Origin of the sequence: Clostridium magnum DSM 2767 (genome assembly GCF_001623875.1) — a bacterium.
Classification (GTDB): Bacteria; Bacillota; Clostridia; order Clostridiales; family Clostridiaceae; genus Clostridium_AM; species Clostridium_AM magnum.
In genome coordinates this window covers 260,825-275,846 of record NZ_LWAE01000002.1, presented here as the reverse complement: position 1 = coordinate 275,846, position 15,022 = coordinate 260,825, and the positions used below count along the sequence as shown (strand labels likewise).

General features: G+C 30.0%; 12 protein-coding genes, 1 pseudogene and 1 riboswitch. Of the genes and pseudogenes, 2 read left to right on the top strand and 11 right to left on the bottom strand.

What is annotated here, in order from left to right; all coding sequences use genetic code 11:
* Window positions 1-71 precede the first annotated feature (71 nt).
* From CLMAG_RS08905 to CLMAG_RS08870, 9 genes and pseudogenes are all read right to left on the bottom strand, one after another.
* Window positions 72-1,457, bottom strand: coding sequence for an MATE family efflux transporter (locus CLMAG_RS08905; RefSeq protein ID WP_082831858.1), 1,386 nt, complete (start codon window positions 1,455-1,457; stop codon window positions 72-74).
* Window positions 1,458-1,727: 270 nt separating this feature from the next.
* Window positions 1,728-2,534 carry an ABC transporter ATP-binding protein gene (locus CLMAG_RS08900; protein WP_066621223.1) on the bottom strand — a complete coding sequence of 269 codons (807 nt, stop codon included), beginning with the start codon at window positions 2,532-2,534 and terminating at the stop codon, window positions 1,728-1,730.
* Window positions 2,528-3,334 (bottom strand): ABC transporter ATP-binding protein, encoded by an 807-nt coding sequence (locus CLMAG_RS08895; protein ID WP_066621222.1) that lies wholly within the window; start codon window positions 3,332-3,334, stop codon window positions 2,528-2,530. The genes CLMAG_RS08900 and CLMAG_RS08895 overlap by 7 nt, the downstream gene beginning before the upstream one ends.
* Before the next feature lie 376 nt (window positions 3,335-3,710).
* Window positions 3,711-4,469, bottom strand: a complete 759-nt coding sequence (locus CLMAG_RS08890; protein ID WP_066621220.1) for a class I SAM-dependent methyltransferase — start codon at window positions 4,467-4,469, stop codon at window positions 3,711-3,713.
* 344 nt (window positions 4,470-4,813) lie between these two features.
* Entirely contained in the window at window positions 4,814-4,930 is a 117-nt protein-coding gene (locus CLMAG_RS35175) for a hypothetical protein (protein WP_242872978.1), read from the bottom strand.
* A 13-nt stretch (window positions 4,931-4,943) separates the two neighbouring features.
* Window positions 4,944-5,138, bottom strand: coding sequence for a hypothetical protein (locus CLMAG_RS31585; RefSeq protein ID WP_139264089.1), 195 nt, complete (start codon window positions 5,136-5,138; stop codon window positions 4,944-4,946).
* A gap of 212 nt (window positions 5,139-5,350) precedes the next feature.
* On the bottom strand, window positions 5,351-6,166 hold the full coding sequence (locus CLMAG_RS08880) for an ABC transporter permease (RefSeq protein ID WP_066621210.1): 816 nt from the start codon (window positions 6,164-6,166) through the stop codon (window positions 5,351-5,353).
* Window positions 6,166-7,131 carry an ABC transporter permease gene (locus tag CLMAG_RS08875; protein ID WP_066621208.1) on the bottom strand — a complete coding sequence of 322 codons (966 nt, stop codon included), beginning with the start codon at window positions 7,129-7,131 and terminating at the stop codon, window positions 6,166-6,168. The genes CLMAG_RS08880 and CLMAG_RS08875 overlap by 1 nt, the downstream gene beginning before the upstream one ends.
* Window positions 7,128-8,737 (bottom strand): annotated as a pseudogene (locus tag CLMAG_RS08870) (ABC transporter substrate-binding protein). Before CLMAG_RS08870 ends, CLMAG_RS08875 begins: the two are co-directional and overlap by 4 nt.
* A gap of 837 nt (window positions 8,738-9,574) precedes the next feature.
* Window positions 9,575-9,761, top strand: a riboswitch (cobalamin riboswitch).
* Between the two features lie 150 nt (window positions 9,762-9,911).
* Here CLMAG_RS08870 and CLMAG_RS08865 point away from each other — a divergent pair.
* Both CLMAG_RS08865 and CLMAG_RS08860 read left to right on the top strand, forming a co-directional pair.
* Complete coding sequence (locus CLMAG_RS08865; RefSeq protein ID WP_066621205.1) at window positions 9,912-11,918, top strand: diguanylate cyclase; 2,007 nt, start codon at window positions 9,912-9,914, stop codon at window positions 11,916-11,918.
* Between the two features lie 320 nt (window positions 11,919-12,238).
* Window positions 12,239-13,966, top strand: coding sequence for a methyl-accepting chemotaxis protein (locus tag CLMAG_RS08860; RefSeq protein ID WP_066621202.1), 1,728 nt, complete (start codon window positions 12,239-12,241; stop codon window positions 13,964-13,966).
* A 114-nt stretch (window positions 13,967-14,080) separates the two neighbouring features.
* Here CLMAG_RS08860 and CLMAG_RS08855 read toward each other — a convergent pair whose 3' ends face one another.
* Window positions 14,081-14,584: a hypothetical protein gene (locus tag CLMAG_RS08855; protein WP_066621199.1), complete on the bottom strand. Its 504-nt coding sequence runs from the start codon at window positions 14,582-14,584 to the stop codon at window positions 14,081-14,083.
* Window positions 14,585-14,671: 87 nt separating this feature from the next.
* Window positions 14,672-14,929 (bottom strand): cysteine-rich small domain-containing protein, encoded by a 258-nt coding sequence (locus CLMAG_RS08850; protein WP_066621196.1) that lies wholly within the window; start codon window positions 14,927-14,929, stop codon window positions 14,672-14,674.
* Window positions 14,930-15,022: the final 93 nt, after the last annotated feature.

Here is a 15,022-nt window from a genome sequence, read left to right as displayed (position 1 = left end):
TAAGAGGTGCAATCATAAAAATTATGGATGTACCTCTTTGTTACATTTTTTTATCACCTCAACAGTAATTATTAGCTAATTTTTATACTTTTCCATTTATCCTTTAAAAATCTTAACAATAATAATATCCCCCTTATAATTATATCTAAAGAATAAGCTAACCAAATTCCTACTAACCCCAAATCAAATATTATAGAAAATAAATATCCAAATACAACTCGTATTCCCCATATCCCTATGAGTGTGGAGTACATGGGGAATTTTGTATCCCCTGCTCCTTGTAATGCACTGGATATAACCAAGGTTAATGATAAAAATGGTTGAAATAATGCTATTATTCTTATTACTGCTACTACCAATCTTTGTACTTCTTTATCACTTGTAAACACCTTTACTAAAAATGGCGCAGCAATGAAAAAGAAAATACCTATTATAACCATCAATATCGTTGATAAAGTATTTGCTGCTAAAGCAAATTTTTTAGCTTCCTCTGGTTTATTTGCCCCAAGATTATTTCCCACCATGGTAGCTGCTGCTACCCCAAATCCCATAGCTGGAAGATAGGAATAGCTCTCTATAGTCCCTGCAATATTGTGAGCTACATATGCTGAGGTTCCCAAAGCTATAATCATCGCTCCATAAACCAATTGTCCAAATCTCATTATTAATTTTTCTATTCCAGCAGGGATTCCTATTCTACTTATTGATATCAATAGTTTTTGGTCTATTATCCATTTGCTAAAGAGATTTAACTTTATAATTGTCTTCCCCTTGCAAAGACAAGTTAAAAGCATTATAACTGCAATTATACGGGCAATAGTGGTAGCCAATCCACCACCTACTATTCCTAACCCTTTAAAATTCCAAATTCCAAATATTAAAATATAATTTAATATTATATTGATTAAATTTGCAACTAAAGAAACTACCATTGGTATCTTTGTATCTCCTGCTCCTCTTAAAGCACTTGATAGTACTAACATTAAACATAAAAATACTGATGGTACCGCAACTGCCATGAAATAAGGTAACGCATATACTAACACCTCTGGCTTAGCACCTAGTATTCTTAAAATAGGATCAGCAAAAATATAACTAATAATACCTATTATCAAACTAATTATAACTGTTAATAATATAGATTGCTTAACTGCCTCAGCAGCTTTATTAGGTTTATTTAACCCTATATTTCTTGAAACTATGGTGGTAGTACCTATTCCTACAGCAATAAAAAATGCAATGTATATATTCATTATAAGACTAGTAATGCCTACAGCTGCAATAGCATTAGAATTTAATTTTCCTGCAAAATAAGTATCAGTAGTACTAAGCAAAACTTGCAAGATATTTTCTATTATCACTGGAATTGCAAGAGGTATAATTATTTTAATAGTCTTTAAATCAAAGCAATTTCTTAGAATGTCATTATTTTTTATTTGAAATTGCTCGTTATTCATAAAGCACACTTCCTAAATAAATTAGTATACACTTAAAGTTATATGTATGCTGTTCATGTATGATTACTTCTTTATACTATGAATTAAAATACCTTCTATATAGAAATTAGATGTTTATGTGGTATAAAAGAGTCCATTTCATGGATTATACTTTTAAGTTATCCACAAGTTAAAAATTTTATAAATTCCTATAGAGTCAAAAAGCACCGACATTGCCGGTACTCTTCTTAATTAATAAGCTTATATTTAATTGATTAAATGCTATTGTTTTTATCCCATCGCCAATCTCTTATTAGGGTTATTTATAGGTACTGAGGATACTAACTTCTTAGTATAGGGATGACTTATCTTGTATTCTTTATTTTTATTATCTATAACCTCAACTATCTCTCCCTTATACATCACCATTATTTTAGAACACAGATACTTTACCGCACTTATATCATGAGAAACAAACAATACTCCCATATTATTGTGACTTATTAATCTCTTTATCATGTTTAAGACAACTGCTTGAGTATAAACATCTAAGCTGGATATTATCTCATCACATATAAGAAACTCTGGTTCCAGTAGCAAAGCCCTGCATATATTTACTCTCTGCCTTTCGCCTCCACTGAGATTAGCTGGATAATTAGCCAATATGCCTTTATTCAAGTTTGCAAAAAAAATTATGTCTTGAATTTTTTTAATTTTTTCCTCTTCAGACATTTTGAAGTGATTATTTAATGGCTCCTTTAAAGTATCTACTATCTTCATATTAGGATTTAGAGATGTTAAGGTGTCCTGAAAAATTATTTGGCAGCTCTTTCTAAATTTATTTAAATCATCCCCTTTAAAACTCCAAATATCTCTGCCTCTATAACTAACATTTCCGACCGTAGGCTTTTCGATTCTCATAATAAGTCTTGAAAGAGTACTTTTTCCACATCCACTTTCTCCAACTAATCCTATAATTTCATTGTTATCTATAGTAAAAGAAACATTGTTCACTGCTCTTTTATTTCCACTTTCAGATTTTACTAAAGATAGTTTTGTTCTATATAACTTTGATAAATTATTTACTTCTATTAACATACTTCTTCTACCTCTCTATCGAAAGTTGCCTTAATTAAGGATTGGGTATAGCTGTGCTTTGGATTATTAAAAATTTCAAAGACATTTCCTCTCTCTACTATAGATCCCTCTTGCATAACTAGTACCTCATCAGCTATCTCTGCAACAACTCCGAAATCATGGGTTATTATTAATATTGTTGTATTGTATTTTTTTTGTATAAGCTTAAATTGTCTTAATATTTCTTTTTGAGTAGTTACATCTAGTGCTGTGGTAGGTTCATCAGCAATTATTATATCTGGTTTCATAAATATAGCTGCCGCTATCATCATTCTTTGAAGCATACCACCGCTTAATTGAAATGGATATTGATTTAAAATAGCAGCTGGATTTTCTAGATTTAAATTTTTCATAATTTCACAAAACTTATTTTCAAATTCTTTTCTGGCTATTTTTATATTGCTTGATATAAGGTCATAAATTTGAGTGCCCATAGTTATAGATGGATTAAAACAATTCATTGGATTCTGAAATACTGAGAATATTTTCTTGCCTCTTATTTGCCTTATTTCCTTCTCTGTTATTTTAGTTAAATCTTGTCCATGAAATAATATGCTTCCTTCCGAAATTGACGCATTTTTAGGAAGCATTTTTATCATTGACGTTACAGTCACAGTTTTTCCGCTTCCACTTTCACCTACAATACAAGTTACTTTTCCCTTCTTAATATCAAAACTTATTCCCTTTACTACCTCTTTAATACCACTTTCAGTATTAAATATGGTTTTTAGTTTTTTTACCTCTACAATATTTTCCAACATTCTCACCCCATAATAAATTATATACAGGGTTCCACGATCGAAACTTAACTTATACGCAGGAATATTTTATTCCTAATTGATAAAGTTTAGTTAAGAGTTGAGAATTAAGAGTTATGGATGATTTTCTTTTGCTAAAGCTACAGAAAATCTAAAATATAACACCATTGGAGCTTTGCTTCAATAAACCTTAAATTAAAAATTTTCCGAAACAAAGTGGAGAAAAATTATCCTTCACTCTTAACTCTTCACTCTTAATTCTTAACTTAACCGTAATTCTCAATTACTAATAACTTATCTTTGTGTATAAGTTAAAGTTCCACCTTGAAATCCTATATAGATAAAACAACTTAATACCGGAACTAAGTCAAGTTTTACTTCATTTTTTTATACCTGTTATACAAATTCTCTTATATGGATTCATCAGTCTATTTTTTAAAGGCATGACTCCTTTTTCCACCCTGTCCACTTCTTCCATAGGAATAACCTTTACATCACTTAAACCTGCATTTCTTACTAACTGTTGTATATTTCTAGCATTTTTATCCTTAATCATAGGTAAATTTTCTTTAATATTATTGCCATAATCACCCTTTTTATTCCATGGATTTTTAAATTCAGTTACAGCTGTTAATAGCTTACCAAAGAATCTTTGAACATCATAATTAATGTTTTTGTAGAACCAGTCCCCGTCTATAATTACAAGCTTGCCACCCGGTTTTAACACTTTTATCCATTCACTTAAGTCTTTTTCTGGATTAGGGATAGTCCAAAGCAAATGCCTATTTATCACTATATCAAAGGTGTTTTCTTTACTAGGAAGATTTTCTGCATCTCCCATACGAAAACTTACTTTTAGCCCAGCCTTTTGCGCCTTTTTTCTAGCAACCTTCATCATTCCTTCAGATATATCAACTCCAGTGCAATTATGCCCTAATTCTGCTAAAAGCAGTGCCAAAAATCCTGTTCCAGTACCTATATCTAATATTTGTTTAGGTTCTTTTCCCAGGATTTCTTGTAAAAATATCTCCCACTGCTTTTTTTCCGCTTCACTTTTTAATCCATGAGAATATTGTTCATCATAATCCTTTGACCAGGAGTTCCACTTTAATGCTATTTCTCTTTTAATCTCATCCATAATACCCCTCAACTTTCAAAATTTTAGTTTACATTCCACTGTTCTGCATTCCATAAGAAACCAGCGCCATGGTGCCCAAGCACCTTCTCTTTAACACCTAAAACTCTCTTGTTTACACCGAATAATGCTTTTAAATAAACTGCAAAATTAAAAGCAGGGTCTTCTGATAGTTCTTTTTGGAATTCTGCATATAATTTCTTTCTTTCATTTTCATCTGTAGTAGTTCTCGCTTTGTCTAGTAATTCATCTACCTTTGGATTTGAGTATGCTTCATAGTTCTCTCCACCATTAATTCCACTTGAGTGAAATAATCTAAAGGTATGTTCATCTGCATCAAATGGACTTCACCATCCAAGAACAAAAGCATCACATTGATCTATCTTTATTACACTCCAATCAAGAGCTTCAACTTTTACTTCTGCACCTATCTTTTTAAACTGCGAAGCAAAATATTCTGCCATTTTAACTCTAACCTCATCTGTTTTTGGAGCAGTTAATGTAAAGGCTAATTTTTTCATATTCAAATTCAGCTCCATATACTAAGATTTTTCCATTACTTGAAGCTTGTTTAGTAGCAGTAGCCTCTGATTTACTTCCGCATCCTGTAAATACTGCTGAAATAACTAGTAAGAAGCTCAGTATAACACTTGTTATTTTTTTCTTGTTCATGTATATCCCCCTTAAAATTATGGTATTTTTGATTTTCATCTATATAGACATCCAGTTTCGAAACATTAACTTATGTTAGGTATCACTAAGGATATCTCTGATAGCACATTTAACAATTTAAAGTTAGCTCTTAGCGAAACGCCTTAGAGATAACTTTAAATTGTTAACAGTGCGGAAGAGATGTCCTTAGTAATACCGGATCTAAGTTAAGTTTAGACGTTAGATATCTGTACATAAGTAACCTTTTTCTTTAGGTACTCACCAATAAAGTTAATACAAAGCATGGCAATTACTATAGTAACCCCAGGGAATACAGCTACCCACCAAGCTCCTGATAAGATATCACTTTGTGCATTAGTAAGCATGTTACCCCAAGAAGGAGTACCTTGAGGAACCCCTATTCCAAGAAAACTCATAGATACTTCCATAAATATAGATTGAGCACAGTTTAAGGTAGCTATTACTACAATAGCCGGCATACTATTTTTAAGAATATGGTTGATTAATATTTTCCAGGTAGGTGTTCCTATAACAATAGCAGCCTTAACAAAATTTTTATCTCTAAGCTCTGAAAACTGAGATCGCACTATTCTTGCAGTGGCAAGCCATGAAGTACAGCCAATTACTAATATAATGCTTACAAGTCCGCCTCTTATAATAGCTTGAAGCGCAAGCATTATTATTAATGTAGGTATAGCGAGAAATGTATCTAAAAGCCTCATCATATAATTGTCCAGCTTTCCTCCAAAATAACCACTTATTCCACCATAGATGATTCCTATAACTGTTGATATGATAACAGAAAAAAATCCAACACTTAAGGAAACCCTTCCTCCATATATTATTCTTGCAAATATATCCCTTCCCATTGCATCGGTACCCATGATATAAGTACCGTTCGGTTTTTGAAGTACCTTTGATAACTCTACTTCATAAGGACTATGCTGAGCTATAAAAGGGGCAAAAAACGATCCAAAAACTATAATTGAAAGCAATACTATCCATACAGTATGAAAATTTTTTTTCATTATGTCACCTGCTTTCTTAAAGAAGGATTTATCGAAAGCTCTAATATATCCGTTATAATTATGCTTAAAACTACCATAACTCCTGTTATAAAAATAGTTCCCATCAATAATGGATAATCTTTGGAGTTTGCTGCTTTAACACTTATCATACCTAAGCCTGGCCATGAGAAAACCGTTTCAATCATAACAGAACCTCCAAAGAAACCAGGTATGGTTATTCCAAGATAATTTATAAAGGGTACCAATGCATTTTTTATAATTCCCTTCATAAGCTTTTTCTCTTCCATTCCATTTGATCTTGCTGCAGTTACATAATGACTATTGCTCTCTTCCTTAACCTTTTCTTGAATAAATCTTGCATAAGCACCTACATGGGCAATAACCATTACAGAAACAGGCATTATAAGATGTCTTGCAGTATCGACTATTCCTCCTTCTCCACTTATGCTTTTATTTCCTGAGGAAGGTAGAAAACCAAATTGAACTGAGAAAATTATTATAAATAAAAGAGCCAGCCAAAAGGAAGGAATGGAATAAAATATTACACTTATTCCACTTATAAATTTATCCCACAGGGAACCTTCATTAAAACCTGCTTTTAAACCTAATATTAGTGAGAATATTAGTATTAGTGTAATTGAATTTAAAAACAGCATTAAAGTATTAGGTATTCTCTCTTTTAATATGTCTGTAATCTTTCTTCCTTCTAAATAAGAGACTTCCAAATCTCCTTTTATCATATTATTTGTCCACTTTATATATCTTTCAGTTACTGGTCTGTCAACACCATAATTTCTATTGATTCTTGCCCTTTCTTCTGTGGTAAGTCTATCTGCTAGAGGTCCATATAAAGCTGTGGCCGGATCGCCCGGTGCAGCATTTATAATAGCAAAGCTTAATATACTTAAAGAGAATATAACCACAATTCCCTGAAAGATTCTTTTTGCTATAAATCTTGAAATCATTGTATATTCCACTCCTCAGCATTCCATATGAAACCTTCCCCGTGATGTCCTAAGACTCTCTTATCGTTATAACCAGAAACTCTCTTATTTACTCCATAGAGAGCTGTTAAATAAACATCCATACTGAACGCAGGATTTTCTGCTAACTCCTTTTGAAATTCTGCATAATACTTCTTTCTTTCATTTTCATCAGAAGTTGTTCTTGCTTTTTCAAGTGCTTCATCAATCTTAGGATCTATACAAGTGCTTCATCAATCTTAGGATCTATATAGGAACCAAAATTATAACCACTTCCAGAATTTATTTGACTTGAATGGAATATGCTGTAAGTGTTATCATCTGCATCAAATGGACTTCCCCATCCAACCACAAAAGCTTCTGTATCTTTTATTTTCATAGCCTTAGGATCCCTTGCATCTACTTTTATGTCAAAGCCAACCTTTTTACCTTGAGCTGATACATATTCTGCAATTTTAACTCTAACTTCATCATTATTTCTTGCAAATAATGAAAAAGATAATTTCTGACCATCTTTTTCTCTTATACCGTCAGCACCTTTTTTCCATCCTGCTGCATCTAAAAGAGCATTTGCTTTGTCGAGGTTATATTCATATTTTTCTACATCTGGATTATTATACTTATTTAATTGGATTGGAGAATACGCTACCTCACCATATCCAAGTAATATACCATCAACTATTCCCTTTTTATCAGTAGTATAGCTAAGAGCTTTTCTAACATTTACATCCTTAAAAATTGCCTTTGTTTTAAAGTTAAACATTATTCCTCTGTAGTCTGCTGTAGGTATTTTATTAACCTTTACTTTATCTGACTTGTCTAGTTTTGCTACCTGACTTGGCTCAAGTAATGCTAAGTCAATTTCCCCTATTTGAAGCTGCATTGCTCTAACATTGTAATCAGGTATGAATTTAAATACAAAAGTATCTATATTTCCTGTTTTTCCATAAAAGTCTTTGAACTTGTTTAAAGTTATATTGTTTCCTTTATCCCATTTAACAAATTTAAATGGACCTGCACCAATTGGTTTTTGATTAAACTCAGCAGTATTTATATCCTTTCTATTAAAGCAATGCTTTGGAACTATTCCTATAGTAAGTTTATCCAAAAGTGGTGGAAAAGGTTTCTTTAAAGCTACTTTAACTTCATAATCATTAATAGCTTGTACATCTTTAACTTGTTCAAATTCAGGCTTAATTTCTGAATTTACTTTTTCATCTAATATGCTTTTAATAGTAAATACTACGTCCTCAGCTTTAAGTTCTTTATCATCATGGAACTTAACACCTTTTCTAAGTTTAAAGTCATATGTAAGTTTATCATCTGATACTGTATAGGATTCAGCTATATCTGGTTTAGTTGCATTATTTTCGTCAAATCTCATAAGTCCTCTAAAGATTAATGCATTTGCATAAGCTGGTGTAAGTATAGGATTTAGTTTTTCATCTTCAGATTCAGCTCCATAAACTAAAGTTTCTCCTTTTTTTGCATCAGCGTTAGTTGCCGCCGTTTCTTGTTTACCGCATCCAGTGAATATTACTGAAACTACAAACAAAACACTTAGTAAAACACTTACAATTTTTCTCATAGTAATCCCTCCAATATAATCTTGTCATTTTGTATTTATTTCTCACTTATTTTACAGCAACTTTCATGCCAACGTTACAAACTTTGTAAATCTATTACTTTTTTATTATTTTTTCCAAAACGATACACATTTTAGTTTCAAAACGATAATATTTATCATTTTGAAACTGCTATATTCAAAATTTGTACCATAACTAACTTCCATCTAATTCAATTACTATATAAATAAAAATTACTTAAGTACAGGAGGGCTGCTCTTAAGTAATTTTTATTTTAGGGTTTAGGTTTTTTTAATTTATCTCAAACTATAATTATATATAGCAACTTTCGTGCCAATATCGGAAGCCTTAATTTTCATATTATTTCTATAAATATTATCATTTCGAGAATTAGTTAAGTTTCAAATTGATAAAAACCTTTTAAACCGACTCATTTTGATACTAAAACGAACTCTTCTGATATGAAGCTTAAGTTGTCAAAACAATTTTTCATTAAGGATATTTTGTTACATTTTTCTGTTATACAATAAAAAAAATCTTTATTATTCATTTGAATAACACCATCCTTTCCTTACTTTTGCACAACTATAAGTATAGATATATTAATTTATTATACAAAGCATTTTTCATGCCAATGATACAAATGTTAATTTTTACCAAGTTTCTTCATTTAATTATTATAATGCTACACCTAAAAGTTTTATATTGACAACTTTTATCAAAATGAAACTAAATTACGCTATTGACAATTTTTTATATATGCTGTACTATATTGGTAAATATAGTATTATTATATATGATTTTGTAAATACCTAAAAATTATTGTCTAGATAACTAAAATTAAATATTATTAATAAGGTGTTTCTTTGTAAAAAGAAATGAAAAGGGAAAGCGGTTAAAATCCGCTGCAGCCCCCGCTACTGTAATGATGATGAAACCTAATATCTCACTGAAGCTAATGCTTTGGGAAGAGAAGGGAGTAAGATGAATCTGAGCCAGGAGACCTGCCTTGTTAGTTTAAACAAAGTCTTTCGGAGGGAAAGAAAGGTAAAAATGTACAGTAATTTTTTATTGATTAGTCATTAATGATCTAATTTTGGTGTGCAGATTAAAAAGACCTTCGAAACAGAAGGTCTTTTTTTAATGTGATTTTTACTGTAAAAGGATGGGATATGTATGCTTAATAAAATTGAACTGATTAACTATTTTCAAGCTTTAATAGAAAAGGATGAAGTAACAAATACATTATTATTAGCACTAAAACACAAATATCATTGTGTTTACACCCATTGTTTAAATGTATGTCTAAGTTCATATTTATTGTCTCGTAAAATGAATCTTTCAGATGAGGAATGTATAAACGTTGCTTTAGGGGGATTACTTCATGACATAGGTAAATTAAATATATCTTCAAAAATTTTATATAAACCGGGACCTCTAGATGCTAAAGAGCGAAGTATAATTGTGAGACACCCTATTAATGGCGTAAACCTTCTAAACAGTTCTAGGTATTTAGACAAAGTCCATGATTCAATATTATATCACCATGAAAGATATGATGGGGAAGGGTACTGTTCAAAATTAAAAGAAGAAGACATACCACTAAAAGCTAGAATAATAAGTATTTGCGATAGTTTTGATGCTATGATATCATTTCGTAATTATAGAAACATATTAACACTTCAAGAAGGAAAGGACGAGCTTATAAGAAATAGCAATACTCAATTTGACGGTTCTATACTAAATAATTTCTTAGAAATAATAGATGATTATTATAATCAATACTACAATTCACAAAACCCTTCATATATCCAAAACACAAAAATAGATAGTAACATAAATACAAATTGGGAGAGCATTTTAGATAAACTACCAGATATAGGTGTAATTTTAATAGATAAGCATGACAAAATACAATTTTGTAATAAATTTGCTGCATCAATAAGAAATAAAAATATAGAAGATATTTTAGGAAGCAGTTTTACCGATTTTCATAGAAAACATAGAAATAGCATAATTAAAGATAAACTTTTAAAGGTTAAACTTGGTGAGATAAATGGATGGGAAAGAATAATGAAAAGAAGCAACAAATACTTAGAAAATAAATATATAGCCATTCATGATGAAGACAATAAATATGACGGATTGCTTATGCTTACAAGAGATGTTTCTGAACAGGAAAAAATGCTCAGATTACTGGAAAAAAGTATTGAAAATTTAAATATACTTGTTCAGGCTAACAGTTTGCTGACAGAAGTATATGATTTAGAGGAAATTTTAATAAGAGCATCAGTTGTATTTAATAAAATAATCAGTGTAGACCATATAAGTATAATTATTAAAAGATATATGGATGATGATTATTACAATGTTAACAATATAGATGGATTTACAGAAAATATACAGGAGTATATAAATGAAAATCTAAAAGAATTCTTTTATACAGAAGATTCTTCAATTGAGTTAATAAAAATAGATGATAAAAATCTTATCACCTCAGCATTACATCTAGAAAATAACAATAAAGCTCTTATATTTATACAAACAGATATAGAAACAGAAGTAGAAGAAAGAGAGAAAAAATTACTGCAAGTAATCTCAAACTATACTAACAGTGCCATTCAAAAATATTTGTTTCTTATGCAGATAGAAGAAAAGGCTATTAAAGATAATCTGACGGGAATATATAACAGACAATATTTACAAAGAATTATAGAATCCTTAAATCCAGATTTAAATTCCTTTGCAGTTATTATGATTGATATTAATAATCTTAAATACATAAACGATACCTTCGGCCATCTATATGGAGATTTACTTATTAAAACAACTGCACAGATATTGAAAAGATCTATTAGAAAAAATGACTATGTTTTTAGATACGGCGGTGATGAATTCATAATATTAGCCCTGTCCTGCAGTGAAAAGGATGTTAAATCAATAATAAGAAGAATAAATAATAATATTATTTTCATTTGGAATAAAAGAGAAAAAGATATTAAGTTAACAATGAGTATTGGATATTCTATATCCTCTAAGGGTATTTCTATAAATACTATTATAAAAACAGCTGATGAAAATATGTATATAGAAAAAGAAAAATTTCATAACTATAGTAAAAAGCATCTTAAAGCAAACACTCTGTATCAAAACGAGAAAAAAGATAGTTCTTTCTCAAAATGATATAAAATACATTTCATTTTGATACTATCAGTAATGAAGTGGAAACTTGAATCAGATGGAGTTTCGTCTACGACCCGGGGCTTTGCCCGTTAAATGCCACTTAGGCATTTAACTCCCACCTGATTCTTAGTTGAACGAATCTAGGGACGTACCCGCTCTTTATTCCCGCTTTGAGAAGCGGGAGTATTAGAGCGGGTAGTCATCGGATAAAAATAGCCTAATATGTAAAAAAAATGAGTGGAATAGGAATTGCTTATATAAATTTGTAAAATACATATTAATACTGTAAAAAAATAAGATATTTTGGGGGTTGGTATAAAATGGGGATAATTAAAAACATGAAGATAAAAACTAAGCTTATAAGTTCATTTCTATGTATAATTTTGTTTATAGGAGTACTTGCTGCCACAGGTTTAAAAGATTTAAATGATCTAAGTTTATCTTATTATCATATGTATAATGGCAACTTGATACCCATTAATCAAATACATAATATAAAAGAAAATTTATTAAACATAAGTGTTAACATGTCAGAATTAGTTAATGAAAAAAATAATGAAAAGAGAACACAATTAATAGATCAAATTCATAAACTTACTGAAAAGGATAATAAGCTACTTGAAGAATACAATAATACTAGTGATGGGCAAGATGATTGGGTTGCTGGCGAAGAGGAAGTATATAATACGTTTATTTCTCAGTTAAATGAATATAGAGAAATTAAAGAAAATGTAATAACTTTAATTAACGAAGGAAAAACTGAAGAATCTTTAAATTTATATCCAAGCACTTTAAATAAATTAGATTTAGTACTTCAATCTTTAGATAAAATTATACAACTAAATTCAGATGATGCAAAAACTGATAACTTAAAAAAACACAAAACATTTAAAAATGATGTTACTCTTACTATAGTCCTAATATTAATTATACTAGCAATTTCAGCTCTTATAAGCATCATTCTTACAAAACAAATAAGTAATTCTTTGTTAAAAATGGAAAATTTTGCACAAAGATTAGCAAATGGTGATTTTACTACTAATATAGTAATTCACAGAAACGATGAATTCGGACAAACTATTTCAGCTTTAAATAAAGCCCAAGAAAATATGAAGGAACTCATAAAACAAATTACGAACAACTCTTCCAACCTAAACTGTTTAAGTGAAGAAGTCTATGCTTCCATTGAAGAAATGAATGCTAAAATGCAAACAATAAATGCTTATATTGATGAAATTTCTAATGGAGCAGAAGAGGTTAGTGCAATAAGTCAGCAAATCTATTCCTCTGAAGACGAAATCAGTACAGGTATAAATGAACTTACAGCAAAAGCATCTCAGGGAAGTGAAAATTCCTTAGAATTTAGAAAGAAAGCCGGAAAAGCACAGAAGAAAGGACAAGAATCTATGAAAATAACAGAGAGTTTATTTACAGAAAAACAGGAAAAAATACTAAAAGCTATTGAAACTGGAAAGGTAGTAGAGGAAATTAGCACTATGGCAGATGTTATAGCAAATATAGCCTCCAGAACAAATCTTTTATCCCTAAATGCTGCCATTGAAGCAGCAAGAGCTGGCGAACAGGGTAAAGGCTTTGTAGTTGTAGCTGAAGAAGTTAAAAAACTTGCTATGCAGTCCTCTGAGACAGTTGTACACATACATACCACAGTAGCAAAGGTTCAGGAGGCTTTTAAAAACATCTCTACCAATAGTGAAGACATACTAAAGTTTATAAATGAGCATGTATACGAGCAACTAAAGGACTTTGTAAATATAAGCAAACAATATAGTAGCGATTCAGGCTATATTAATGATATGTCTTACACTATCGCCTCTATGACAGAACAAATTAGTGCTGCTACTAATGAAGTAACCTCAGCAATAAAAAATATGGCTAGTCTATCCCAAAGTTCTGCTGAATATTCTAATGAAATACAAAGCAGCATACATGACTCCACAAAAGCTATAGAAGAAATTACAAAAATAACAGAGAATCAAACTGAATTAGCTAACAAACTTCATGAAATGGTTCAAAAGTTTAAAGTATAAAGCCCCCCAAACAAAAACATGACCAACTACAAGACACTATTCAAGCGACCTATAGTTGGTCATTTATATATATTAAAGGACAAGCAATATATTAAAGTTATTTCAATAAACTAACTAAAAGCATTCTTTGAGACTCCTCTGTTGTCCAAGACCTATTTTACATAAACCAGGTAATTCAGATTTTTTTGAAAAAAAGTTAAAGAACATCTTTTTATCGTTTAAAATATCTAAATCATACTTACTATCAAAGTAAGCAAGAAAAGTATCTTTATCAATATTGTGAATCCATTCCTCCAAATTTTCTTCCAGTTCGTTACATTCTTCAAATATGGTGTCATCATGATATATACTTGCAATGTTATACAAATACATCTCAAGTTTTAGAATCTCATTAATATTTTCAAGATCTATTCCATCTTGTTCTACAATTTTTTTTACTCTTGAAGAATATGTATTATAATAATATTGTAGTTTTTTATAAAAGCCTACTACTCTTTTGCAATAATCATAAAAATAGAGCTTATTAATTTTTATCATTACTTTATTTTTTTTATTTAGATAAGTAACAAATCCTGGTTTATATTCAGAAAATTGGGTCTGATAAAAATAACACTTCATAAAAAAATCCTCCTTTTAATCACTATAGGATAGCTAAAAACTTTAACTTAATTCCCTTTTAATTAATCAAAATTAATTAAACCTCCTTTACAGTTCATTTCTTTTTTCTTTATTAATCTCTATTATTTTCTTAAAAATATAGTCATATCCGTTTTCCGAATGAGGTATCATACAATTACTACAATCCTTAACACAATTTATATAAGTGCTATTTCCACCACAATTTTCAACAAAATACAGTGGACAATAACAAAACAAACAATTAAATTTATCATTATTTTTTATATTATGACATGGAAAAAATTCACATCCTCTATGATTAAAGAATTTATAGTTTTTACTCATATTTGTATCTCCTTTATATATCTATTCTTTCACAACATCTACTACTATGTTATAGTAATTCATTTCAATATTTATAAAAAAGCTTTTATGACA